Source organism: Streptomyces violens (assembly GCF_000717745.1).
GTDB classification, from domain to species: Bacteria; Actinomycetota; Actinomycetes; order Streptomycetales; family Streptomycetaceae; genus Streptomyces; species Streptomyces violens.
Map to the genome: position 1 here is coordinate 1 of NZ_JOBH01000017.1, position 22,065 is coordinate 22,065.

The window sequence follows — 22,065 nt, forward strand, 5'->3', positions numbered from 1 at the left end:
GTAGTCGCCGTCCTCATCGTCCTTGTGGTCCCGGATGAAGTTCTGCGCCTTGGTCTTCAGCTCCGCCAGCTTCGGCACCAGCGGGCGGATCTCATCGGCGTAGGCGGACAGCGCCGAGGCGACCGTCTCCAGGCCGTCGGCGAAGCCGTCCGCCCGGTCCTGCACCGGCTTGGTCGTCGCGAAGAGCTGCTCGGCCTCGGGAGCCTTGTAGTACGCCGACAGGCCCTGGAAATGGGAGTGGACGTCCGAGCCGGTGGTACGGATGTGCCCGGCATCGGTCTTCAGCGCCGCATGGTCCTTCTCCAGCTGCGCCAGGTCACCGGTGTACTGCGGGATCTGATCAGGCTTCAGCTCGATCTTCATGCGGACTGCACCCCCGGCTTCTTCGGGTCCAGGTCCGGTACGCCGAGGGCCTTGCGCTGGGCTTCGGCGGCCATGTCCAGGTCGCCGTTGAGATAGGCGGTGGTGGCTTCCACCGCGCCCGTGAGGGACTTTCCGGCCCGGGCGGCGATGAATTTCAGGTCGTTGGTGGTGTGTTCGGCGAATTGCGAGAGGGCCAGGGCCACCAGGCCGCCGGCGGCCTTTTCCCCGCCCTTGCCGCCGCCGTGCGCTTCGCCCTCGGCGGTGATCGTGCCCGCGCTGGTGGCCGCGGACTGCAGATGATCGCCGTACGCCTTGGCGTGTCCCTCGATCTTTCCGGCGAATTCACCGGTCGTTTTCAGCACGCCCGAAATGCCCTGCGGATGCAGGTCCCAGCCCGCCATGCCTACCCACGCTCCCCGTTACTGTCTGCGCCCGCGCAGGTCAGCCAATGTTGTCGACCGCGGCCTTCGCCTTGGACAGCGTGTGCTGCGCCGTGCCGTCGTTCTTCTCCAGCGTCGTCTTCAGCAGCTGGATGATGCTCTTGACCTCCTGCGAGGCGCGGTTCCAGCGCATCTCTTTACCGTGGTACTCATCCGCCACACCATCGGCCGTGAAGTCCGCCATCGCCGCCTTCACCTGACCATCGCGCGCCGTGATCACCTGCTCCAGCCGCGCGATCACCGTCTGGATATTGCCCTGCGCATCCGCCGACGCACCCGTGTCGTACGAACGACGATCCTGACCGGCACCCATCACACACACTCCCCGTCACACAGAATGTTCAGCGGGCGCCGAATCGCGCCGCGTCGAAATTGGCCGCCGACATCTGCTGTCGTGCGTTGTCCCCGCTCTCCTGATCGCCGGAGCTGAACGCCGAATCCATCCCCGACTGACCGCCCAGAATCCCCGACAGGGAACTCTGCAGGGCAGAGGCGATCTCGTCCGAACGGGCCTTGAACTGATCGAAGGCCGCCTTGCCGGACCCGTTGAACTTGCCCTCCAGCGGCGCCGCGGCGTCCACCAGCTGCCGGATGAGCGTCCCCAGATCCTCACTCGACCCACGCGACTTCGACTGCAGCGTCGACAGCGTCTGCGCTCCCATGTCGAACTTCATCAGGCTCCCCCCGTCGGACTGGACGACCGTCGTCTCAAGTGGAGTCATATCTATCAAGTCGGGATGAGCGCCGCAATCGAGGGTACCGAGCCTGTGGATAACCGTGCGGCGGCGTATCAGTAAGCCGCCCGACTGCGACCCAATGGTCCCGTTAGAGCCTAGATTCGGGTTATGAAGATCCTCAGTGTGAACGTCGGGGCGGCGAAGGCGGTCGAGTACACCGATGCGCCGTCCGGAACGACCGGTATCGACAAGCAGCCAGTGGCCGGGCCGGTGCGGGTGACGGCTCCCGGGCCGGCCGGGGTCGGAGCGAGCGGGGTGGCCGGGGACACGGTCTGCGACCTGCGCTACCACGGGGGCGACGACCGGGCCGTCTACGCGTTCGCCCGGGAGGACCTGGACGCGTGGGAGCAGGAGCTGGGGCGGCCGCTGGCCAACGGCGCGTTCGGGGAGAACCTCACCACCATGGCGATGGACCTGCGGGAGGCGCTGGTCGGCGAGCGGTGGCGGGTCGGGGACGGGGTCGTGCTGGAGGTGACGGGGGGCCGCATCCCGTGCCGTACGTTCGCGGGCCGGCTCGCCGAGAAGGGCTGGCTGCGGCGGTTCACGCAGGCGGGCTCCTCGGGGGCGATGCTGCGCGTCATCGAGCCGGGGGAGTTCAGCGCCGGCGACCCGGTCGAGGTGGTGGACCGCCCGGATCATGAGGTCACGGTCGGGCGGCTGTTCCGCGCCGTGACGACCGAGCGCAAGTCGCTGCCGGACATGCTGGTCGCCGCGGAGTGGATGGAACGCGAGCAGCTGGAGATCGCCCGGAAGTACGCCGCCAAGTACGGGAGCCGCTGACCTCGGACTACCGTCCGCCGCCAAGTACGGGAGCCGCTGACCTCGGACTACCGTCCGCCGCCACCAGCCCGCGGCACCGCGCGCCGCGCCGTCGACGGCCGGAGGCGGTTCATGACGCTCATGTACGAGGCGGGGAAGAGGCGGGCCAGAAGGTCGGGGACGACGGCGGAGGTGGCGATCAGGACGCGGGGGCTGCGGGTGCGGATGCCCGCCAGGATCTGCTCGGCGGCCTTGTCGGCCGGGTAGGTCAGCAGCTTGGCGAAGCTCTCCTTGCCCGCGCGGGACTCGGCCGCGTCGGCCGCGGCGGCCACCCGCGCGTTCTCGGCGATACGGGTGCGGATGCCGCCGGGGTGGACGGTGGTGACTCCGGTGGCGCGGTCGGCCAGCTCGTGGCGGAGGGCCTCGCTGAAGCCGCGCAGCGCGAACTTGCTGGCGGCGTACGCCGACTGGCCGGGCGGCGCGATCAGCCCGAAGAGGCTGGAGACGTTCACGATGTGGCTGCCGGGGGTGCGCAGCAGGTGCGGCAGGAAGAGTCGGGTGAGGGCCACGGGGGCGCGGAAGTTGATGGCCTGTACCCAGTCGAACTCCTCGGCCGTCAGCTGCTCGAAGCGGCCGCCGAGCGCCACCCCGGCGTTGTTGATCAGCAGCGTGATGCGGGGGTGGGCCTCGGTGATCCGCGCGACGAGGGCGTCCAGGCCGTCGGTGTCGGAGAGGTCGGCGACGTGGGTGTCGACGGTCAGGTGCGGGTGGTTGGCACGTACCTTGTCGGCGACCGCCGTCAGCCGGTCGGCGTCCCGGTCGATGAGGACGAGACCGCTGCCGCGCGCCGCGAGTCCGTAGGCCAGCTGCTCGCCCATGCCGCCGGCCGCGCCGGTCAGGACCGCGGTACCGCCGGCGAAACGGTACGGGGAGAGGGCGGCGGCAGGCATGGGGCTCCTCCGGGGTAGGGGCTTCGGTGATCTCCGGCCGCACCAGTCTGCCCGTGCAGCACCGTCCCCGGCTTGACCCTGCACGACAGAGGCTTACCTCTGCACGACAAGGCTTACCTCTATGCGACAGCCTCCGGAAGCCGTTCCCCCCGCCGCACCCCCGTAGGCGACATCCCCCACCACCGCCGGCAGCAGCGGCTCAGGGCCGACTGTTCGGAGAGGCCGAGGAGGGCGGCGATCTGGGTCATGGGGATGGCGGTGCCCGTGAGGTAGTGGCGGGCGGCCTGGCGGCGTACGTCGTCGAGGATCGCGGCGTACGTCGTGCCTTCGTCGCGCAGCCGCCGCTGCAGCGTGCGCGGGTGGGCGCTGAGCAGTCGGGCGACGGCGCCGATGTCGGGCGGGGTGGTGCCCAGGGACTGCTGCACGGCGCCGCGGACCCGGAGGACGATATCGGCCCGTTCGTCCGGTGCCTGTTCGGCGAGGAACGCCAGGGCGAGCCGGCGGAGGTGCTCGTCGCCGCCCGCGAGCGGCCGGTCGCCGAGGCTCTTCGGTACGCGGAGCAGGGCGGCGGGACCGGCGACGCGCACCGGGGCGCCGAAGAACTCCTCGTACGTGGCGAGCGGGGCGGCGGGTCGGTACGGGAGCTCGACGGTGCGCAGCCCGTAGGGGCCGTCGACGAGGAACTGGATCGCGCGGTGCAGAAAGCCGAGGCCCAGGTCAGTGCCCTGGACGGGGGCCGGGAGGCCGGGGTGCGGGCCGTAGCGGAGGGCGGCGATGCCCGGCGCGTCGTACGGGTCGGGTTCGAGGGTGAGGCTGAGGGCCTGCGCGTGCACGAAGAGGTACCGCGAAGTGCATTCGAGCGCGTCGGCGACGGTGGGGGAGTGCTGGATGGCCAGGGCCAGCGCGCCGAGCATGCCGAAGTCCTGCCGGGCCGCGACGCGCAGCCCGAGGTCGGGGCGGTCCAGCCCGGCGGCGGCGAGCTCCAGCACCTTCGTCATGGCCTGGTCGTCGACCAGGAGATCGTCGGTGTCGAGCGCGGCGACGGGCAGGCCGGCGGCCACGGCATACTCCTCGGCATCGCCGCCCAGCTCGGCGACCGTCGCACGGAAGCCCCGCAGCCCCGCTGATCTGATCACCGACATGCTGAGATCACCGACATGCTGGGAGCCCGTGCCTGAATCCGGTCACCGACATGTCGTTCAGGGTCAAATACGTGTCGCGTGAAGTCAAGAAGCCCACCGGCCCCATTGCGCACACTGGGGCCATGACGACTTCCGCCGGCCAGCGGCCGGACACCGAGCACATCGATGTCGTGATCGTGGGCGCCGGGCTGTCCGGCGTGGGCGCGGCCTACCGGCTGCAGACGGAGTGCCCGGGACGCTCGTACGCGATCCTGGAGGCGCGCGCGTCCCTGGGCGGCACCTGGGATCTCTTCCGCTACCCGGGCATCCGCTCGGACTCCGACATGTTCACGCTCGGCTATCCGTTCAAACCGTGGCGGGACGCCAAGTCGATCGCGGACGGCCCGACGATCCTGCGGTACATCAAGGAGACGGCGGCGGAATTCGGGATAGACAGGCACATCCGGTACCGCACGAAGGTGCTCTCCGCCGACTGGTCGACGCGGGAGGCGCGCTGGACGCTGACCCTCGAACGCACCGACGAGGCGACGGGCGAGGCCGTACGCTCCACCGTCACCTGCGACTTCCTGTACTCCTGCGCCGGGTACTACGACTACGACAAGGGGCACGCGCCCGACTTCCCCGGCCTGGACTCCTTCACCGGGACCGTCGTCCACCCGCAGTTCTGGCCCGAGGACCTGGACTACGCGGGCAAGCGCGTGGTCGTCATCGGCAGCGGGGCCACCGCCGTGACGCTGGTGCCGGCGATGGCCGGCCGGGCCGAGCGGGTCACCATGCTGCAGCGCACGCCGACCTGGATCAGCGCCGTGCCGGGCCGCGACAAGATCGCCGACAAGGTGCGGAGCGCGCTGCCCGCGGGCGTCGCCCACCGTGCCGTGCGGACGAAGAACATCCTCTTCGGCATCGGCTTCTACCAGTTCTGCAGGCGCCGCCCGCAGGCCGCGCGCAAGCTGCTCACCCGCCTGAACACCCGCATGCTGAAGGACGAGCAGGCGGTGCGGGACCACTTCACGCCCTCGTACAACCCCTGGGACCAGCGGCTGTGCGCGGTGCCGGACGCCGACCTCTTCAAGGCGCTGAAGCAGGGCCGGGCCGAGGTCGTCACCGACCACATCGACACCTTCGTCCCCGAGGGCATCCGGCTGAAGTCGGGGAAGGTGCTGGAGGCGGACGTCGTCGTCACCGCCACCGGGCTGCAGCTGCTCGCCTTCGGCGGGATCGCTCCGCAGATCGACGGGCGGCCGGTCGAGCTGTCGCGGCAGTTCGTGTGGCGCGGCGCGATGATGACCGGCGTGCCCAACTTCGCCGTCTGCATCGGCTACACCAACGCCTCCTGGACGCTCCGCGCCGACCTCACCTCGCGGCTGGTGTGCAAGGTGCTGAACTTCATGGACCGGAACGACTACGCGGCGGTGGTACCGGAGCCCGGACGCCCGCTCGCCGAGCGCCCGCTGCTCGATCTCGCCGCCGGGTACGTCAAGCGCTCCATCGACGCCTTCCCGCGGCAGGGCGACCGCGGGCCGTGGAAGGTACGGCAGAACTACGTGCTGGACGCCGCCACGACGATGCGCACGAACCTCCGGCGCACGCTGAAACCCACGCCCCGCGCGGCCGTGCGCCGCGGGGAGCGGGTGCCGGGCCGCGAGCCGGAGCACGCGCCGGCCGGTGCGCCGGGGCAGGACCGGGCGCACACGCGGGCGGAGGCCGCCAAGTGACCGCCGCCGACACGACGTACGTGGATGTCGCGGGCCACCCCGTACGCGTACGCGTCAGCGGCGCCGCGGACGGCCCGCCGGTCGTGCTGCTGCACGGCATCGCGCGCAGCCTGGAGGACTGGCAGCTCACCCACGACCTGCTCGCGGCGCGTGGCCACCGCGTCATCAGCACCGACCTGCCCGGCTTCGGCCTGACCCGCCGCATGAAGGGCCGCGCCGGACTCGCCTCCTTCGCGCGGGCCGTGATCGGCGTGCTGGACGCGCTGGGGGAGCGGCGGCCCGTCCACCTGATGGGCAACTCCCTCGGCGGCGCGGTCGCCATGACCGTCGCGGCGGAGTACCCGGACCGGGTGGCCGCGCTCGTCCTCGCCAACAGCGCCGGCTTCGGCCGCGAGGCCAACCTCTCGCTGAGCTCCATGGGGTACGCCGTACTGGCTGCGCTGCCCGGTATCGGGAAGCGGTTCCGGGGCCGGGCCCGGGAGGCCGGTGTGCAGGTCAACCGCGACCTGTTCCACGACCCGCGGCACGCGACGGAGGAGCTGATCCGGCACGCCGGGCTCGTCGGCCGGCAGCCCGACTTCCGGGGCACCTTCGTGGCCACGATGCTCAGCCTGGGCGTGCCGGTCCTCGGCTCGTACCCCGGCTGGCGCCGCGCCCTCCTCGCGCGGACCGCGGCCGCCCGCGTGCCCACCCTCGTCGTCTGGGGCGACGCGGACGCGGTACTGCCGGTCACGCACTTCCACGCCGCGGTCGCCGCGCTGCCGCACGCCCGCAGCCACCTCTTTCCCGCCACCGGGCACATGCCCCAGATCGAGCGGGCGGCGGAATTCGCCGCGCTGGCGGCCGGGTTCCTGGACAGCGTGGCGGGCCCCGCGAAGGATGTGCCGGACCCCGCGAAGGGCACTGCGGGGGACGACGCCGGGAGCACGGCGGCGAGGGGCACCGCGAAGGGATGACGTGACCGATGGCGGGAACGTGCGCGCCGGACACGCAGGCCGCACCGGTACCGGCCCCGCTGCGCGCCCGCTACGAGGTGACCCGCTCGACGGTGGCCGGCCGCCCGGTCCTGCGGCTCGCCCCGCGCCGCGGCGCCACCGGCCGCCATCTGCTCTACACGCACGGCGGCGCGTACGCCTTCCCGCTGCAGACCGCCCACTGGTGGCTCCTCCAGCACGCCGCCAAGGGCACCGGCGTCACCCTCACCGTGCCGCTCTACCGGCTCGCCCCCGAGGGTGACGCGCCCGGGGCGTACGCCCTGCTGCGTACGGTCTACAACGCCCTGTGCGCCGAGGCGGGATCCGAGAATGTCACGCTCGGCGGCGACTCGGCCGGCGGCGGGCTCGCGCTCGGCCAGGCCGTCGCGTACCGGGACGCGGGCCTGCCCCCGCCGCGCCAGGTGCTGCTGTTCTCGCCGTGGCTCGACCTCACGATGTCGCACCCCGCGCTGCCGTCCCTCGAACCGCTCGATCCGCTGCTCCGTACCGATGACCTGATCGAGGCGGGGCGGCTGTGGGCGCACGGCGCCGATCCGCGCGACCCGCTGCTCAGTCCGCGGTTCGCGGACGTGGCCGGGCTGCCGCCGGTACACGTCTTCCAGGGCGGCCGGGACCTCTTCGCCGCCGAAGCCCGGCTGCTGGCGGACCGGCTGGCGGCGGCCGGCAATGGCGGTACGTACACGTTCGAGCCCGAGGCGGGCCACGTCTACGTGAGCGCGGTGTGGACGCCCGAGGCGCGGAGGTCCCTGGTACGGGTCCGCCACCTGTTGTGCAAGTGGTCTGATTCTACGAAGAGTTGAGCCTGCGGTCGGCGTAATTGACAGACTGTCAGTTGGCTCGAAGTCGCCTCTCGGGACGAAGTGTTACCCGCGGTACAACAGCGGAATGACTTTTCCGAAACCGACATCGCAACTGACGCGAAGAACCGTTCTGGCAGGTCTCGGCAGCGTCCCGCTCGCCGCAGGCATCGCCGGCGCCGCGCCACGCCAGGAGGCACCGACCGGACCCGGCGACGGCGGCGGCCGCGACACCCTGCTCCGCGGCGCCGACCTCGTCCTCACCATGGACCCCGGGATCGGCGACGGTGAGCTGGGCACCCTGGAGCACGCGGACGTACTGATGAGGGGCGGGCGGCTGGCCGCGGTGGGCCACGGGCTGACCGCACCGGCGGGCGCCCGCGTGATCGACGCCCGCGGCAAGCTCGTCCTCCCCGGCTTCGTCGACCTGCACAACCACCTGTGGCAGTCCAGCATCCGCGGCGGCTGCTCGGACCAGGACCTGAACGGCTGGCTGGCCGCCTGCAACCGCGCCACCCTCCCGAAGATCGACGCCGCGGACATGTACCGCTTCGTGCGCCTCGCCGCCCTGGATGCTTTGCAGGCCGGTGTCACCACCGTCGTCGACTGGGTGCACGGCATCCCGTACGACACCAGCGAGCAGTACATCCGGGCGCTGGACGGCACGGGGCTGCGCTTCGTGTACGCGATGACGCAGAGCGCCGACGCGATCGACCTCATACCGCGCGTCAAGAAGGAGCTGCTGGACCCGCTGCCGCTGGCCTCCGCGCAGGTGTCCGTGCACGCGGGCATGGAGGCCGTGCCGGAGCTGCGCCGCTTCCGGGAGGTCGCGCACGACCTGGGCGTGCTGCTCAACTCGCATGTACTGGAGCACCGCGACGACCGCGCGGACGACCCGATCCGCTCGCTCCGCGAGGCCGGTGCCTTCGGGCCCGGGCTGCTGATGAACCACGCGATCCACCTCACCGACGACGAGATCGCGCTGACCGCGGACCACGACGTACGGGTGGCGCACTGCCCGCTCAGCAACATGCGGCTGGCCTCCGGCATCATGCCGCTGCCCGCCATGCACCGGCGCGGCATCAAGGCCGGGCTCGGCCACGACGGCGGCACCAACGACACCTCCGACATGTTCAACGTCATGAAGGCCGCGGTCGGGCTCCAGCGCGCGCTGCACGAGGACGCGGAGATCCACCCCACCCTCCCGGCCGTGCTCCGGATGGCGACGCTGGGCGGCGCCGAGTGCATCGGAATGGCCGACCGGATCGGCTCCCTGACGCCCGGCAAGCGCGCCGACGTCCTCGTCCTGGACCCCGGCACGCTCAACTTCGCGCCCCGCTTCGACTGGATCAGCCAGATCGTCCTGAACGGCCAGCCCCCGAACGTCTCGTACGTCTTCGTCGACGGCCGGCCGCGCAAGGCCCACGGGCAGCTGGTCGGCGTCGACACGGAGGAGGTCGTACGAGAGGCGGAGCGCGCGGCCGCGCACGTCCGGGCGGCGGCGTAGCATCCGCGTCGTTCCTCGCACGTCGCCGAGTACGAGCGGTACTGGCAGCTCCTCGCGGTGGTCAACGGTCGGCCCGCACCGGCCGCGACGGCCCCGGCGGTCGAGTGGCTGATCGCGGGGCTGCGGGCGTTCAGCGGGGGAACACCTCGAAGGTGACCGCCGGAAGGCCGCGGTGGCGTTCGCCCGCCATTTGGAGCATCTGCTCGATGAAGCCGCGGGCGTAGGCGAGCGGGTCCTGGGCGCCGCCGTTGAGGCCCTCGATGTACGAGCGGTGTTCGGCGAGCGAGGTGATGGCGCGCTCGATGCCGGGGCCGACCTCGACGGCGTGCGTGGGGTGCGGCGATCCGGCGACCGCCATCCAGCGCACGCCCTCCCAGGGCGGGAGTCCGTACTCCTTGAACAGCTCGGGGAAGATCCAGCGGTTGCCCGCGTCGCCCGCCGCGTCCAGGACGGCGCGCCCGACCACCCGGTGGTCGGGCGTGTTCCAGTGCACGCCGCCCCAGGTGTCGTGGTGGTTGAGCGTGATCAGCAGCTCCGGGCGGTGCCGCCGGACCGCGGCCGCCAGGTCCCGGCGGAGCGGCAGCCCGGCCTCGATGACGCCGTCCGGATGGCCCAGGAACTCCACGTTCTGCACGCCGACCGCCGCCGCGCTCGCCCGCTGCTCGGCCTCCCGGACCACCGCGCACTCCTCGGGGCCGAGCCCGTCGATGCCCGCCTCTCCGTGGGTGACCAGGAGATACGTGACCTCGCGGCCGGCGTCGGTCCACTCGGCGACCGCGGCGGCGGCACCGTATTCGAGGTCGTCGGGGTGGGCGACGATCGCCAGCGCGCGCTGCCAGTCGTCGGGCAGCGGCGTGAGGCCGGCGGGGCCGGGGGCCGTGGGGTCGGGTGCGGGCACGAGGGGCTCCTTCCCGGGGCGCACGGCGTGCGCGTCCCTGCGCGGCGTACCGGTGAACGGCGTACGCCTGCTTCGAGCATGCCACGGTGCGGTGCCCGGGGATGGCGGAAACGGGCCCGTCGGAAACGGCTGATCCTCGACGGTCGTGGGGGGCCTGCAGGAGGTTCGGGGGACCTCCGGGTGGCGCCGGCGCGCAGCCGTGGCGCGCGCCGGGCGCGCAAGTGCGCCTGCTGCTGTGCCTGCTGAGCTGCATGTCATCACATCGGGTGAATAAGTGGCCCAGGCTTGCGGGTGGCAACGGTGGGTTGCCACGCTGTTGCTGACTGTCAAGCCCTTGGGAGGGCATGTGCCTTTCGGTGAGCAGCCCGCGTACCTCCGTGTCGCCGGTGACCTGCGTCAGAAGATCGTCGACGGCGTGCTGCCGCCGCACACCCGCCTCCCCTCGCAAGCCCGCATCCGCGAGGAGTACGGCGTTTCGGACACGGTCGCGCTGGAGGCGCGCAAGGTCCTGATGGCCGAAGGACTGGTGGAGGGCCGCTCGGGATCGGGGACATACGTCCGCGAGCGCCCCGCCCAGCGCCGCATCGCCCGCGCCGGATTCCGCACCGGCGCCGGCGCGACGCCGTTCCGCCAGGAGCAGTCGGACGAGAAGGTCAAGGGGACCTGGGAGTCCAGCAGCGAGCAGGACGAGGCGAGCGACGCGATCGCGGACCGGCTGCGCATCAGGCCGGGCGAGCGGGTCATGCGTACGCACTATCTCTTCCGCACCGAGGGCGAGCCCGCGATGCTCTCCACCTCCTGGGAGCCGCTGGAGGTGACGGGCCGGACGCCCGTGATGCTGCCCGAGGAGGGGCCGCTGGCCGGGCGCGGCGTGGTCGAGCGGATGGCGGCCATCGACGTGATCGTCGACAACGTCGTCGAGGAGGTCGGGGCCCGGCCGGGGCTGGCCGAGGAGGCGATGGTGCTGGGCGGCGTGCCCGGCCATGTCGTACTGGTCATCTCGCGGACGTATTACGCGGGCGGCCGCCCCGTGGAGACCGCCGATGTGGTCATGCTCGCCGACCGGCACCGGGTCGCTTACCACCTCCCGGTGAAGTGAGCCGCCGCGGTGGGCCGGTGCGGCGGCCGGGCAGTGAAATGGTGAGCCGACACCGTTCCCGGTAGCGAAGTGCCCTGTGCCGACTGCGTACTGACGCCGGCACACCACCGTCCGTACTGGTGCGTAACCACCAGGTCAGCACCCTGGAACGCCCAACAATGTCCACATTTGTCCCCCACTTTGCGATGTTGAAAAACTCACATCGCCCAAGTGAACAGGGGTATTTGACCGAACCTTGGATTCTGATCTTCCGTTTCGCTCTTACGATGGCGAAGTTTGTGCACGGCCGTGGGGGAAGATCAGGAGACCAAGCACGTTGAGCACGCCGAAGACCCCGAGCGCGGAGCAGGGCTCCAGCTCGAACTACCGCAGGTCCCTAGGGACCATCGCCCTGACGGCCACGGGACTCGGGTCGATCATCGGCTCCGGCTGGCTGTTCGGAGCCGAGCGCGCCGCCGCCATCGCCGGTCCTGCCGCCATCCTGGCCTGGGTCATCGGCGCGATCGTCGCCCTCACCATCGCGCTGACCTACAGCGAGCTGGGTTCGATGTTCCCCAAGGCCGGCGGCATGGTCCGGTACGGCCAGTACTCGCACGGCTCGCTGGCCGGCTACCTCGCCGCCTGGGCCAACTGGATCGCGATCGTCTCCGTCATCCCCGGTGAGGCGACCGCGTCCGTTCAGTACATGAGCTCGTGGGACTTCGGCTGGGCGCAGGGCCTGTACGACGGCAAGGAGCTCACCGGCTCCGGCGTCGCGTGCGCCAGCGTGCTGCTGATCTTCTACTTCTTCCTGAACTGGTTCGCGATCACGCTGTTCGCGAAGACCAACACCGCGATCACGGTCTTCAAGGTCGTGGTCCCGATCCTGACCGCCGGCGCCCTGATGCTGGCGCACTTCGACACCAGCAACGTCAAGGACTTCGGCGGCTTCGCGCCCAACGGCTGGAGCGCCGTCTTCACCGCCGTCGCCCTCTCCGGCATCGTCTGGGCCTTCAACGGCTTCCAGTCCCCGCTGAACATGGCGGCCGAGGCGCGCAACCCGGGCAAGTCGCTGCCCAAGGCGGTCATCTCCTCGATCGTCATCGCGCTGATCATCTACCTGGCCCTGCAGGTCGCCTTCCTCATGGGCGTCCCGCACGGCGACCTGTCCGAGGCGAACGGCTGGGCCGGGCTCGGCTTCAACTCCCCGCTCGCCGACCTCTCGCTCGCCTGGGGCCTGAACTGGCTGGCGATGCTGCTGTACGCGGACGCCTTCATCTCCCCGTCCGGCACCGGCATGATCTACGCCGCCACCACCTCGCGCATGATCCACGGCGTGCAGGAGAACGGCCACCTGCCCGGCATCTTCGGCAAGGTCGACAAGAAGACCGGCGTGCCGCGCCCGGCGCTGGTCCTCAACCTGGTCATCGCGTTCCTCTTCCTCGCGGTCTTCCGCGGCTGGGGCTCGCTCGCCGAGATCGTGTCCATCGCGACCGTCATCTCGTACATCACCGGCCCGGTCGCCGTGATGTCGCTGCGCCGCCTCTCGCCGGACCTCAAGCGCCCCGTGAAGCTGCGCGCCATGCCGGTCATCGCCCCGATCGCGATGGTCTTCGGCTCGCTCGTCCTGTACTGGGGCCGCTGGCCGCTCACCGGCAAGGTCATCCTGATCATGGCCGTCGGCCTGCCCGTCTGGGCCTGGTACGAGCTGCGCAAGCCCTGGGCCGAGCTGAAGCCGCACCTGAAGGCCGGCGCCTGGATGGTCGCGTACCTGCTGGTCATGGCCGCGGTGTCGTACTGCGGCGGCACGGAGTTCGGCGGCCGCGGCTTCATCCCGCAGGGCGTGGACCTCGCGGTCGTCGTGGTGCTCGCGCTGGCCTTCTACTACTGGGGCGTGCGCAGCTCCTGGCGCAACCCCTCGCTCCTCGTGGCCGAGGCCGAGGCGCGCGCCGCTGCCGAGCGGGACGAGGCCACCGACGGTGACGACGAGGGCCGGGAGCCGGCCGAGAAGGTCGGCGCCGGCGCCTGATCCACCGCCCGCACTCGTCCGGCCGCCCGGCACCGTCTCGGTGCCGGGCGGCCGTCGTTTCCGGGCCCGCCGGGCGACCGGTCAGCGGTACGAGTGACGCGGGACGACGGATGTGGACGGTGACATGGCCGGTTCGGTGCCTCTTTGTGCAAAGACGTATCCGGTGCGTGAAGGTCGGGCGTAGGCTCGGGCATATGCGGATCGGGTTTTCGGTGTTAGTGCAGGACGGGCGCGCCACGGCGCGCCGGACGGCGGACGGAGGAGCGCGATGACCGACAGTGGCGCCGTACTGCCGTGGCTGGTCATCCGCGAGGACGACAACGGCAACCGCTACCGCGTCGGCCGGTACGCCACCCGCACGGAGGCGGAGCAGGTCGCCGACCGGCTCGGCGGCCGCGCGCGCGAGCGGCTCTACGTGGTCGAGCGCGTCGACCGCGCCACGGCCTGACGGTCGCGGCGGCGGGACCGGCGCGGGACCGGTGCGGGAAGGGGCGAGGCGGGCAGAGAGTGACGGCCGCATAGGCTGCCACGCATGAGTGCGGTGCGCGTGGTGGTGGGCGGAGCGGTGCTGGACCGGGGGCGGCTGCTGGCCGCGCGGCGCAGCGCGCCGCCGGAGCTGGCCGGACGCTGGGAGCTGCCCGGCGGCAAGGTCGAGGACGGCGAGACGCCCGAGCAGGCGCTCGTACGGGAGCTGCGCGAGGAACTGGGCGTCGCGGTCGAGCCGCTGGCGCGCATCCCCGGGGAGTGGCCGCTGAAACCCGGACTGGTGCTCCAGGTGTGGACCGTACGGCTGGTCTCCGGGACGCCGCGGCCGCTGCAGGACCACGATGCGCTGCGCTGGCTGCCGCCGGGCGACGAGGGCACGGTGGACTGGCTGGACCAGGACCGGCCGGCCGTCGCCGAAGCGATGACGCAGCTCATGAGGCAGGGGGCGCTCGAATGACGGGCTACGCCGTTCGCGCCACGATGCACCTGGTTGACCCTCTTGGGGCGATAACCGAACCCTGATATCGGGTATGTGCTGATTAACCCCCCTCAAAATGTACAAAACCGCCGGGGGAGCATCGGGCTGGGGAAGTGATCGGCGTGAGCGAGAGCGCAGCGGCAGGTCCCTCGGGGTCGCCTGCGTGGCAGGCCCGCCGGCTGGGCACGGCAGCGATCCCCCCGATCGCCGAGTGGAGCTTCCCGGCCGAGCCGGGCGTGGTCCGTACGGCCCGTGCCATGGTCCGCGAGACGCTGCGCGACTGGGACATGGAGCCGGCGGTGGACGTGGCCGTCCTCCTCGTCAGCGAGCTGGTGACCAACTCCCTGCGCTACGCCAGCGGGCCGATCGGCGTACGGATCGTCCGGCTGCGCGGCGGCGACCTCCTCGTGGAAGTGTCCGACCCGCTCCCCGACCCGCCCCGCGAGCGCACGGCCGCGCCCGACGACGAGGGCGGACGCGGACTGCAGCTGGTGGCATGCAGTGCCCGCCGCTGGGGCACCCGACGGGGCAGGAGCGGCAAGACGGTGTGGTTCGAGCTCGCCGAAACCGGCTGACACCCACCGGGCGATCGCGCCCCCTGTGGCCGTCGCGCAGAAATCACTGCTTCGTGCCTGGTGGGGAGGTTGGAGCGCACCGTGTCTGGTTATGAGTCTGGGTGGGTCGCGATCGTTGCAGATTCATCGAGAACTCGTCGATGACCTGCGATCGAGACTGTGCTGTGATCGTGAAGACCGTGTTCCGGATAGCCGTGTTGCTGGATACTCGGCCTGTCCGGTCCGGGCACGATGAGCTGGAGGGGACGGGGCTCGTGAGCGAGATGTCAGCGGGTGAGGAACACCCTGCGATGAGGGATGGGTCGGGCCGGATGGACGTACCGGACGGCCCGCCCGTCTGGCAGAGCAGCGCGCCCGGATCGATCTACGACTACATCCGCGTCGCCTCTTTCGCCCTCGGGCCCGACGGCCGCATCGAGCAGTGGAGCCGCCGCGCCGCCGACATGCTCGGCATCCCCGCCAAGGACGCCATCGGCCAGGACCCGGTGGAGGCGTTCGTCCCGCGCGAGCTGCGCGAGGCCGGGCACCGCACGGTCAGCGAGATCCTCGACGGCCGCGAGTGGACCGGCCTGGTGCCCTACCGCACGGGCCCGGACGCCCCCGTCGACGGCCTCGCCGAGATCTATGTCATGCCGTCCGAGACCGGCACGGGTGACCGGGCCGCGGTCTGCCTCGTCGTGGACGTACGGGCGCTGCGCGGCATCGAGACCGACCTCGCCGCCGCGCAGGCGGTTTTCGGACAGTCCCCGATCGGATTCATGCTCTTCGGCACGGACCTGCGGCTGCGCCGGGTCAACGAGCGCTTCGCCACCGTCTTCGGCGGCCCGCCGAGCAGGTTCAACGGCGCGTCGCCCGAGGAGTATCTGCCCCGCCCCGAGGCCGACCGGCTCAACGCCGCGCTGCGCCGGGTCCTGGAGACCGGCGACCCGGTCGCCGAGATGCAGCTCGTGGGCACCCCGCACGGCACGGACGAGCGCCGCCGCTGGTCGGTGTCGCTGTACCGGCTGCACAGCGCCAGCGGCCGCCCCATCGGCGTCGCGGCGCTCGCCCAGGACGTCACGGGCCGCCGCCGCGCCGAGCGGGAGGCCGCCAACGCCCGCCGCAATCTCGCGCTGTTGAACGAAGCGGGGGCGCGCATAGGCAATTCGCTGGATCTGGAGACCACGGCCCGCACCCTCCTCGACGTCGCCGTGCCGCAGTTCTGCGACCTGGCCTCGGTCGACCTGTACCAAGGACTGCTGGCCGGGGACGAGGCGCCGCCCGGCATGACCGACGGCAGCGCCGAGCTGCGCAGGGTCGCCTTCGCCAGCGCCGTGTCCGACGGGCCGCTCCCGGAGGGCGACAGCGGCGGCAGCGCCCCGGGCGGCGACGCGGCGGAGGACGACGGCACGCCGGTCGCGGTCGGCGCGGTGCACCGTTTCCCCTTCAACTCCCCTTGCGCGGGCGCGCTCCGTACGGCCGAGGCGCAGATCATCCCGGGACGGCAGACGGACGACGAGCGGCCCGAGCTCGGCGGCGCCGTGGTGCACTCCACGCTCGCCGTGCCCATGGTCGCCCGCGACACCGTCGTCGGCCTCGTCCAGTTCTCCCGGACGAAGGGCAGCGAGTCCTTCGGCGAACGGGACACCGCGCTCGCCGTGGAGCTGGCGGCGCGCGCCGCCGTCTGCATCGACAACGCCCGGCTGTACCGCCGCGAGCACGAGCGCGCGCTGATCCTCCAGCGCAGCCTGCTGCCGCCCGGCGACCCCGAGGCGGCGGGCCTGGACATCGCCTGCCGCTATCTGCCCGGTACGACCGCCACGGAGGTCGGTGGCGACTGGTTCGACGTGATCGAGCTGCCCGGCCACCGCACGGCCCTGGTCGTCGGCGACGTCATGGGACGCGGCCTGCGCGCCGCCGTCGCCATGGGCGAACTGCGTACGGCGGTAAGGACGTTGGCCCTGCTGGATCTGGAGCCGGCCGAGGTGCTCTCGGCGCTCGACGAGATCGCGCGCGGGCTGGGTGCCACGGGCAGTGAGAGGCGTTCGGGCCTGCGGGGGCGCGGAGCCGCGGGGGGCGCCGGGCAGCACGCGGACATCGAAGCCGTCGCGGACGCCGGTACGCACGCGGGCTCCCGGCGCTCCGACCGCGCCGCCGACCTCTCCGAGGTCTACCTCGCCACCTGCGTGTACGCCGTCTACGACCCGGTCACCCGGCGATGTACGTTCGCCAACGCCGGTCATCTGCCGCCGGTCCTGGTCGAGGAGGGCGAGGACGCTCTCCTCCTGGATGTCCCGCCCGGCATGCCCCTGGGCGTCGGCGGCGAGCCCTTCGAGGAGACCGAGGTCGAGCTGCCGGACGGGGCGCTGCTCGCGCTGTACACCGACGGCCTGGTCGAGTCCCGGGACCATCCGCTCGACGAGGGGCTGCGGGCGTTCCGTACGGCCCTGTCGGCGGCCGGCCGGCCGCTGGAGGACGCCTGCGACCACGTACTGTCCGCGCTGGACACCCGGCACGGCGAGGACGACATCGCCCTGCTGATGGCCCGGGTGCACGGCCTGCCGAAGGACGCGGTCGGCGACTGGAGCCTCGCCCCCGAGGCCCGCTCGGTCGCCCGCGCCCGCGAACTGGCCCGCGACCAGCTCACCGACTGGGGCCTGGAACCTCTCGTCGACACCACCGAACTGCTGGTCAGCGAACTGGTCACGAACGCCCTGCGGCACGGCCACGGCGACATCCGGCTCCGGCTGCTGCTGGACCGCACGCTCGTCTGCGAGGTCTGGGACGCGGACCTCGCGCAGCCGCGGCGGCGGCGCGCGCGCGACACCGACGAGGGCGGCCGCGGCCTCCAGCTCGTCGGCCTCCTCAGCAGGGGCTGGGGCAGCCGGCGTACGCCGCGGGGCAAGACCGTCTGGTTCGAACTGGACCTGCCCGACGGCGATACAAAGCCGGTGGATCCGGCGGATGCTCTGCTGGACCTTTTCTGACCGACGCGCCCGGTCGGGTCACCCCGACCGGCGACGGCGGATCGTCTTCCCCAGCCAGATCAGCGGGTCGTACTTGCGGTCCGCCGCCCGTTCCTTCAGGGGGATCAGCGCGTTGTCCGTGATGCGGATGTGTTCGGGACAGACCTCGGTGCAGCACTTGGTGATGTTGCAGTAGCCCAGACCGTGGGCGTCCTGGGCGGCGGTCTTGCGGTCCAGGCCCTCGTCGGCCGCGGCGTCCAGCGGATGCATGTCCAGCTCGGCGACGCGCATCAGGAAGCGGGGGCCCGCGAACGCCTCCTTGTTCTCCTCGTGGTCGCGGACGACATGGCAGGTGTCCTGGCAGAGGAAGCACTCGATGCACTTCCGGAACTCCTGCGAGCGGCCGACGTCCTCCTGCCGCATCCGGTACTCGCCGGGCTTGAGGTCGGCGGGCGGGACGAAGGACGGCACCTCGCGGGCCTTGGCGTAGTTGAAGGAGACGTCCGTGACCAGGTCGCGGACCACGGGGAAGGCCCGCATCGGCGTGACCGTGACGGTCTCCGCGCGGTCGAAGACCGACATCCGCGTCATGCACATCAGCCGCGGCCGGCCGTTGATCTCCGCGCTGCACGAGCCGCACTTGCCGGCCTTGCAGTTCCAGCGCACGGCCAGGTCCGGCGCCTGGGTGGCCTGCAGCCGGTGGATGATGTCCAGCACCACCTCGCCCTCATTCACCTCGACGGTGAAGTCGCCGAGGGCGCCGCCCGCCGCGTCCCCCCGCCACACCCTGAAGTGCGCGTCGTACGAACTCACGAGCTCAGCTCCTCGTCCGTCAGGTACTTCGCCAGTTCGTCCCGCTCGAACAGCTCCAGCAGGTCGGCGCGGATCGCCGGCATCTCCCGCCGTTCCAGCCGGATGTGGGCGAGCGCCGGATCTTCGGGGAGTCCGGTGCGGCTCTCGTTCGTGGCCAGCCGGCACAGCAGGTTGACGCGGCGCCAGCGGCGGTCCATCTCCGGGTGGTCGTCGCGGGTGTGGCCGCCGCGGCTCTCCTTGCGTTCCAGCGCGGCCCGCGCCACGCACTCGCTGACCAGCAGCATGTTCCGCAGGTCGATGGAGAGGTGCCAGCCGGGGTTGTACTGCCGGTGGCCCTCCACCCCGGCCCGCCGCGCCCGCACCCGCAGGTCCGCCAGCTTGTCCAGCGCCTGCTCCATCTCCGGCTGCCGCCGGATGATGCCCACCAGGTCGTTCATCGCCTGCTGGAGCTCCTGATGCAGGGTGTACGGGTTCTCCGCCGGGCCCCCGGGGTGCAGCGGGTCCGTGCCCTCCGCGCTGAACGGCCGCAGCGCCTCCGCCTCGGCCGCCTCCATCTCCCGCGGGTCCACGGCGGGCCGCTCGCCGCTCACCAGCGCCGCGGCGTACTCCGCCGCGTACAGCCCGGCCCGCCGCCCGAAGACCAGCAGGTCGGAGAGGGAGTTGCCGCCGAGCCGGTTGGAGCCGTGCATCCCGCCGGCCACCTCGCCCGCGGCGAAGAGCCCGGGCACGCCGGCCGCGGCCGCGGTGTCCGGGTCGACGTCCACGCCGCCCATGACGTAGTGGCAGGTCGGCCCGACCTCCATCGCCTCGGCCGTGATGTCCACGTCCGCCAGCTCCTTGAACTGGTGGTGCATCGAGGGCAGCCGACGGCGGATCACCTCGGCGGGCATCCGCGTGGAGACGTCGAGGAAGACGCCGCCGTGCGGGGAGCCGCGGCCCGCCTTGACCTCGGCGTTGATGGCCCGCGCGACCTCGTCGCGGGGCAGCAGCTCGGGCGGCCGGCGGTTGTTGTCCGGGTCCTCGTACCAGCGGTCGCCCTCGTCCTCGGACTGCGCGTACTTTTCCTTGAAGACGTCCGGGACGTAGTCGAACATGAAGCGCTTGCCGTCGCTGTTGCGCAGCACCCCGCCGTCGCCGCGCACCGACTCGGTGACGAGGATGCCCTTCACCGACGGCGGCCAGACCATGCCGGTGGGGTGGAACTGGACGAACTCCATGTTCACGAGCGGGGCTCCGGCGAGCAGGGCGAGTGCGTGGCCGTCGCCGGTGTACTCCCAGGAATTCGACGTCACCTTGAAGGACTTGCCGATGCCGCCGGTGGCGAGGACGACGGCCGGGGCCTCCAGGACGAAGAAGCGGCCGGACTCCCGCTCGTAACAGAACGCTCCCGCGACCCGGCCGTCCTGCTTGAGGCTGTGTTCTTTCAAGATCCGGGTGACCGTGCACTCCTGGAACACCTTCAGGCGCGCGTCGTACGCGCCGAACTCCCGCTCGTCCTCCTGCTGCAGCGAGACGATCTTCTGCTGGAGGGTGCGGATCAGCTCCAGGCCCGTACGGTCGCCGACGTGCGCGAGGCGCGGGTACTCGTGCCCGCCGAAGTTGCGCTGCGAGATCCGCCCGTCCGGCGTCCGGTCGAAGAGCGCGCCCCAGGTCTCCAGCTCCCAGACCCGGTCCGGGGCCTCGCGCGCGTGCAGCTCGGCCATCCGCCAGTGGTTCAGGAACTTCCCGCCCCGCATCGTGTCGCGGAAGTGGACCTTCCAGTTGTCGCCCTCGTTGACGTTGCCCATGCTGGCGGCGATGCCGCCCTCGGCCATGACCGTATGGGCCTTGCCGAAGAGCGACTTGCAGATCACCGCCGTCCGCATGCCCTGCTCGCGGGCCTCGATGGCGGCCCGCAGCCCGGCGCCGCCCGCGCCCACCACGACCACGTCCCAGCCCTGCCGTTCGACTTGCGTCATGAAAGTGCGCACCTTCCTGGAAGCTCTAGAAGAACCGCGGATCGTCGAAGGCCCCGACGGCCAGCAGGTAGACGTAGAAGTCGGCGGCGGCCACGCTGATCAGCGAGGCCCAGGCGAGCGCCGCGTGCCGGGCGTTGAGCTTCCCGACCCAGCCCCACAGCCGGTACCGCACCGGATGCTTGGAGAAGTGCTTCAGGCGGCCGCCGACGATGTGCCGGCAGGAGTGGCAGGAGAGGGTGTACGCCCAGATCAGCACGATGTTGACGAGGAAGACCAGGCTGCCCAGGCCCATATGCCCCCACGCGTAGGTCTCGTCGCGGAAGGCGAGGACGGTGTCGTACGTCAGCACGCCCGCGACCAGCAGCGCGGCGTAGAAGAAGTACCGGTGGATGTTCTGCAGGATCAGCGGGAAGCGGGTCTCGCCGCTGTACTTCTTGTGCGGCTCGGCGACCGCGCAGGCCGGGGGCGAGGCCCAGAAGCCGCGGTAGTACGCCTTGCGGTAGTAGTAGCAGGTCAGCCGGAAGCCCAGCGGGAAGATCAGGATCAGCAGCGCGGGGGACAGGCCCCACCAGCTCCCGAAGATCTCCCAGTTGGGGCCCGCGCGCATGGTCTCGCAGTTCTCCGCGAGGCAGGGGGAGTAGAACGGCGAGACGTAGGGCGCGTGGTAGTAGTCGGCGTTCGCGAACGCCCGCCACGTCGAGTACACGATGAACGCGAGCAGCCCGGCGGCGGTGCTCGCCGGGTACAGCCACCAGCGCTCGGTACGCAGGTGACGGGCGGGGATGGCGGCGCGAGTGGGGCCGTGCACCCCGCCCGTGCCGGTCGTGGATGAGGGTTCTGTGCCTGTGGCCAACGTCGGTCTCCGTGAGCGGGGGGTGAGGACAGGGGCGAGGGGGGACGTCCGGGCAGGAGACCCCGCTACGGCGCCCGGCGGTCGCGGGCGCCCAGCCCTTCGTCCTCGGCATCGGTCCACAGGGAGGCGTCGTACGGCGCGTCCGGGATGGTCACCATGTCGGAGACCGCGCGGCCCCCGGTCGGGGCAGGCCGGCCGCCGGTCTCCGGCGCGGTCTGTGCCCGCAGCAGTTCGAGGCTCTCGCGCAGATGCTCGGTGTCGCTGCGGACCCGGCGTATCTCCAGCCCGCCGCCGACCCGCTGCTCCAGGCGTCCCACCGAGCGGACCAGGTCGTCGAGGCTGCGCTGCACAGCCGTCAGATCATCGTGCAAGGACATGACGTGCCCTCACTTCCGAGGGAGCGGTCGGCAATCTCATGCGCCTGCGAGTGTCGCGCGTCACAGTCGCGGTTGGGAAGGGATTCGCCGGTATTGCGGGTCACGATGGCGCATAGGGGGCGTGACCGGTCGTACCGGAACGCGTTGGGCCGGGCGGGTGGCCTTGGGAA

Annotated in this window: 21 protein-coding genes and 1 pseudogene; 11 read left to right on the forward strand and 11 right to left on the reverse strand. The window is 71.6% G+C overall.

The genetic code is table 11. The features are described from left to right. The 4 genes and pseudogenes from IF04_RS36105 to IF04_RS0128245 form a co-directional block, all read right to left on the reverse strand. Nucleotides 1–363, reverse strand: a pseudogene (locus IF04_RS36105) (ADP-ribosyltransferase); the annotation flags it as partial. Then, nucleotides 360–764, reverse strand: coding sequence for a DUF6507 family protein (locus IF04_RS0128235; RefSeq protein WP_030263935.1), 405 nt, complete (start codon nt 762–764; stop codon nt 360–362). The gene IF04_RS0128235 and the pseudogene IF04_RS36105, both read right to left, overlap by 4 nt. 40 nt (nt 765–804) lie before the next feature. Continuing rightward, nucleotides 805–1,116 (reverse strand): pore-forming ESAT-6 family protein, encoded by a 312-nt coding sequence (locus IF04_RS0128240; protein WP_030263938.1) that lies wholly within the window; start codon nt 1,114–1,116, stop codon nt 805–807. A gap of 28 nt (nt 1,117–1,144) precedes the next feature. Beyond that, nucleotides 1,145–1,477, reverse strand: coding sequence for a hypothetical protein (locus IF04_RS0128245; protein WP_030263941.1), 333 nt, complete (start codon nt 1,475–1,477; stop codon nt 1,145–1,147). A gap of 171 nt (nt 1,478–1,648) precedes the next feature. On the opposite strand from IF04_RS0128245, the gene IF04_RS0128250 reads away from it, so the two are divergent. Continuing rightward, on the forward strand, nt 1,649–2,320 hold the full coding sequence (locus IF04_RS0128250) for an MOSC domain-containing protein (protein WP_030263944.1): 672 nt from the start codon (nt 1,649–1,651) through the stop codon (nt 2,318–2,320). A 47-nt stretch (nt 2,321–2,367) separates the two neighbouring features. Here IF04_RS0128250 and IF04_RS0128255 read toward each other — a convergent pair whose 3' ends face one another. Both IF04_RS0128255 and IF04_RS0128260 read right to left on the reverse strand, forming a co-directional pair. Then, nucleotides 2,368–3,249, reverse strand: a complete 882-nt coding sequence (locus IF04_RS0128255) for an SDR family NAD(P)-dependent oxidoreductase (RefSeq protein ID WP_037961032.1) — start codon at nt 3,247–3,249, stop codon at nt 2,368–2,370. 119 nt (nt 3,250–3,368) lie between these two features. Further along, a complete protein-coding gene (locus IF04_RS0128260; RefSeq protein WP_030263951.1) occupies nt 3,369–4,391 on the reverse strand; it encodes an AraC family transcriptional regulator in 1,023 nt (340 codons plus the stop codon). Between the two features lie 122 nt (nt 4,392–4,513). Between IF04_RS0128260 and IF04_RS0128265 the strand changes: the two genes are divergently transcribed. From IF04_RS0128265 to IF04_RS36110, 4 genes are all read left to right on the forward strand, one after another. Next, a complete protein-coding gene (locus tag IF04_RS0128265) occupies nt 4,514–6,106 on the forward strand; it encodes a flavin-containing monooxygenase (RefSeq protein ID WP_078600897.1) in 1,593 nt (530 codons plus the stop codon). Next, entirely contained in the window at nt 6,103–7,062 is a 960-nt protein-coding gene (locus IF04_RS0128270) for an alpha/beta fold hydrolase (RefSeq protein WP_063829537.1), read from the forward strand. The genes IF04_RS0128265 and IF04_RS0128270 overlap by 4 nt, the downstream gene beginning before the upstream one ends. 8 nt (nt 7,063–7,070) lie before the next feature. Continuing rightward, nucleotides 7,071–7,901: an alpha/beta hydrolase fold domain-containing protein gene (locus IF04_RS0128275; RefSeq protein ID WP_051831638.1), complete on the forward strand. Its 831-nt coding sequence runs from the start codon at nt 7,071–7,073 to the stop codon at nt 7,899–7,901. Between the two features lie 85 nt (nt 7,902–7,986). Further along, a complete protein-coding gene (locus tag IF04_RS36110; RefSeq protein ID WP_030263965.1) occupies nt 7,987–9,405 on the forward strand; it encodes an amidohydrolase family protein in 1,419 nt (472 codons plus the stop codon). A gap of 130 nt (nt 9,406–9,535) precedes the next feature. On the opposite strand, the gene IF04_RS0128285 is transcribed toward IF04_RS36110, so the two are convergent. Beyond that, nucleotides 9,536–10,303, reverse strand: coding sequence for a PIG-L deacetylase family protein (locus tag IF04_RS0128285; protein WP_037961035.1), 768 nt, complete (start codon nt 10,301–10,303; stop codon nt 9,536–9,538). A 346-nt stretch (nt 10,304–10,649) separates the two neighbouring features. Here IF04_RS0128285 and IF04_RS0128290 point away from each other — a divergent pair, with 346 nt between their 5' ends. From IF04_RS0128290 to IF04_RS0128315, 6 genes are all read left to right on the forward strand, one after another. Next, nucleotides 10,650–11,402 (forward strand): GntR family transcriptional regulator, encoded by a 753-nt coding sequence (locus tag IF04_RS0128290; RefSeq protein ID WP_030263971.1) that lies wholly within the window; start codon nt 10,650–10,652, stop codon nt 11,400–11,402. Between the two features lie 316 nt (nt 11,403–11,718). Then, on the forward strand, nt 11,719–13,410 hold the full coding sequence (locus tag IF04_RS0128295) for an APC family permease (protein ID WP_030263974.1): 1,692 nt from the start codon (nt 11,719–11,721) through the stop codon (nt 13,408–13,410). A 268-nt stretch (nt 13,411–13,678) separates the two neighbouring features. Further along, nucleotides 13,679–13,858 carry a hypothetical protein gene (locus IF04_RS0128300; RefSeq protein WP_030263977.1) on the forward strand — a complete coding sequence of 60 codons (180 nt, stop codon included), beginning with the start codon at nt 13,679–13,681 and terminating at the stop codon, nt 13,856–13,858. An 84-nt stretch (nt 13,859–13,942) separates the two neighbouring features. Next, nucleotides 13,943–14,353: a (deoxy)nucleoside triphosphate pyrophosphohydrolase gene (locus tag IF04_RS0128305; RefSeq protein ID WP_211259868.1), complete on the forward strand. Its 411-nt coding sequence runs from the start codon at nt 13,943–13,945 to the stop codon at nt 14,351–14,353. A 200-nt stretch (nt 14,354–14,553) separates the two neighbouring features. Next, nucleotides 14,554–14,949 carry an ATP-binding protein gene (locus IF04_RS0128310; RefSeq protein ID WP_030263980.1) on the forward strand — a complete coding sequence of 132 codons (396 nt, stop codon included), beginning with the start codon at nt 14,554–14,556 and terminating at the stop codon, nt 14,947–14,949. Nucleotides 14,950–15,239: 290 nt separating this feature from the next. Beyond that, complete coding sequence (locus IF04_RS0128315) at nt 15,240–17,915, forward strand: SpoIIE family protein phosphatase (RefSeq protein WP_245654537.1); 2,676 nt, start codon at nt 15,240–15,242, stop codon at nt 17,913–17,915. Nucleotides 17,916–17,933: 18 nt separating this feature from the next. Here the strand turns inward: IF04_RS0128315 and IF04_RS0128320 are convergent, their stop codons facing one another. The 4 genes from IF04_RS0128320 to IF04_RS0128335 all read right to left on the reverse strand — a co-directional run bounded on the left by IF04_RS0128320 (nt 17,934) and on the right by IF04_RS0128335 (nt 21,895). Further along, on the reverse strand, nt 17,934–18,707 hold the full coding sequence (locus IF04_RS0128320) for a succinate dehydrogenase/fumarate reductase iron-sulfur subunit (protein ID WP_030263984.1): 774 nt from the start codon (nt 18,705–18,707) through the stop codon (nt 17,934–17,936). Then, nucleotides 18,704–20,665, reverse strand: a complete 1,962-nt coding sequence (locus IF04_RS0128325) for a fumarate reductase/succinate dehydrogenase flavoprotein subunit (protein ID WP_030263988.1) — start codon at nt 20,663–20,665, stop codon at nt 18,704–18,706. Before IF04_RS0128325 ends, IF04_RS0128320 begins: the two co-directional genes overlap by 4 nt. 25 nt (nt 20,666–20,690) lie before the next feature. Continuing rightward, a complete protein-coding gene (locus IF04_RS0128330) occupies nt 20,691–21,518 on the reverse strand; it encodes a hypothetical protein (RefSeq protein WP_030263991.1) in 828 nt (275 codons plus the stop codon). 65 nt (nt 21,519–21,583) lie between these two features. Further along, entirely contained in the window at nt 21,584–21,895 is a 312-nt protein-coding gene (locus tag IF04_RS0128335; RefSeq protein WP_030263994.1) for a hypothetical protein, read from the reverse strand. Nucleotides 21,896–22,065: the final 170 nt, after the last annotated feature.

What these genes read in the sequence shown, in the direction of transcription:
- IF04_RS0128235 (WP_030263935.1), bottom strand. Translation starts at nt 764, where the DNA reads ATGGCGGGCTGGGACCTGCATCCGCAGGGCATTTCGGGCGTGCTGAAA.
- IF04_RS0128240 (WP_030263938.1), bottom strand. Translation starts at nt 1,116, where the DNA reads ATGGGTGCCGGTCAGGATCGTCGTTCGTACGACACGGGTGCGTCGGCG.
- IF04_RS0128245 (WP_030263941.1), bottom strand. Translation starts at nt 1,477, where the DNA reads ATGAAGTTCGACATGGGAGCGCAGACGCTGTCGACGCTGCAGTCGAAG.
- IF04_RS0128250 (WP_030263944.1), top strand. Translation starts at nt 1,649, where the DNA reads ATGAAGATCCTCAGTGTGAACGTCGGGGCGGCGAAGGCGGTCGAGTAC.
- IF04_RS0128255 (WP_037961032.1), bottom strand. Translation starts at nt 3,249, where the DNA reads ATGCCTGCCGCCGCCCTCTCCCCGTACCGTTTCGCCGGCGGTACCGCG.
- IF04_RS0128260 (WP_030263951.1), bottom strand. Translation starts at nt 4,391, where the DNA reads ATGTCGGTGATCAGATCAGCGGGGCTGCGGGGCTTCCGTGCGACGGTC.
- IF04_RS0128265 (WP_078600897.1), top strand. Translation starts at nt 4,514, where the DNA reads ATGACGACTTCCGCCGGCCAGCGGCCGGACACCGAGCACATCGATGTC.
- IF04_RS0128275 (WP_051831638.1), top strand. Translation starts at nt 7,071, where the DNA reads ATGGCGGGAACGTGCGCGCCGGACACGCAGGCCGCACCGGTACCGGCC.
- IF04_RS36110 (WP_030263965.1), top strand. Translation starts at nt 7,987, where the DNA reads ATGACTTTTCCGAAACCGACATCGCAACTGACGCGAAGAACCGTTCTG.
- IF04_RS0128300 (WP_030263977.1), top strand. Translation starts at nt 13,679, where the DNA reads ATGACCGACAGTGGCGCCGTACTGCCGTGGCTGGTCATCCGCGAGGAC.
- IF04_RS0128305 (WP_211259868.1), top strand. Translation starts at nt 13,943, where the DNA reads ATGAGTGCGGTGCGCGTGGTGGTGGGCGGAGCGGTGCTGGACCGGGGG.
- IF04_RS0128315 (WP_245654537.1), top strand. Translation starts at nt 15,240, where the DNA reads ATGAGGGATGGGTCGGGCCGGATGGACGTACCGGACGGCCCGCCCGTC.
- IF04_RS0128325 (WP_030263988.1), bottom strand. Translation starts at nt 20,665, where the DNA reads ATGACGCAAGTCGAACGGCAGGGCTGGGACGTGGTCGTGGTGGGCGCG.
- IF04_RS0128335 (WP_030263994.1), bottom strand. Translation starts at nt 21,895, where the DNA reads ATGTCCTTGCACGATGATCTGACGGCTGTGCAGCGCAGCCTCGACGAC.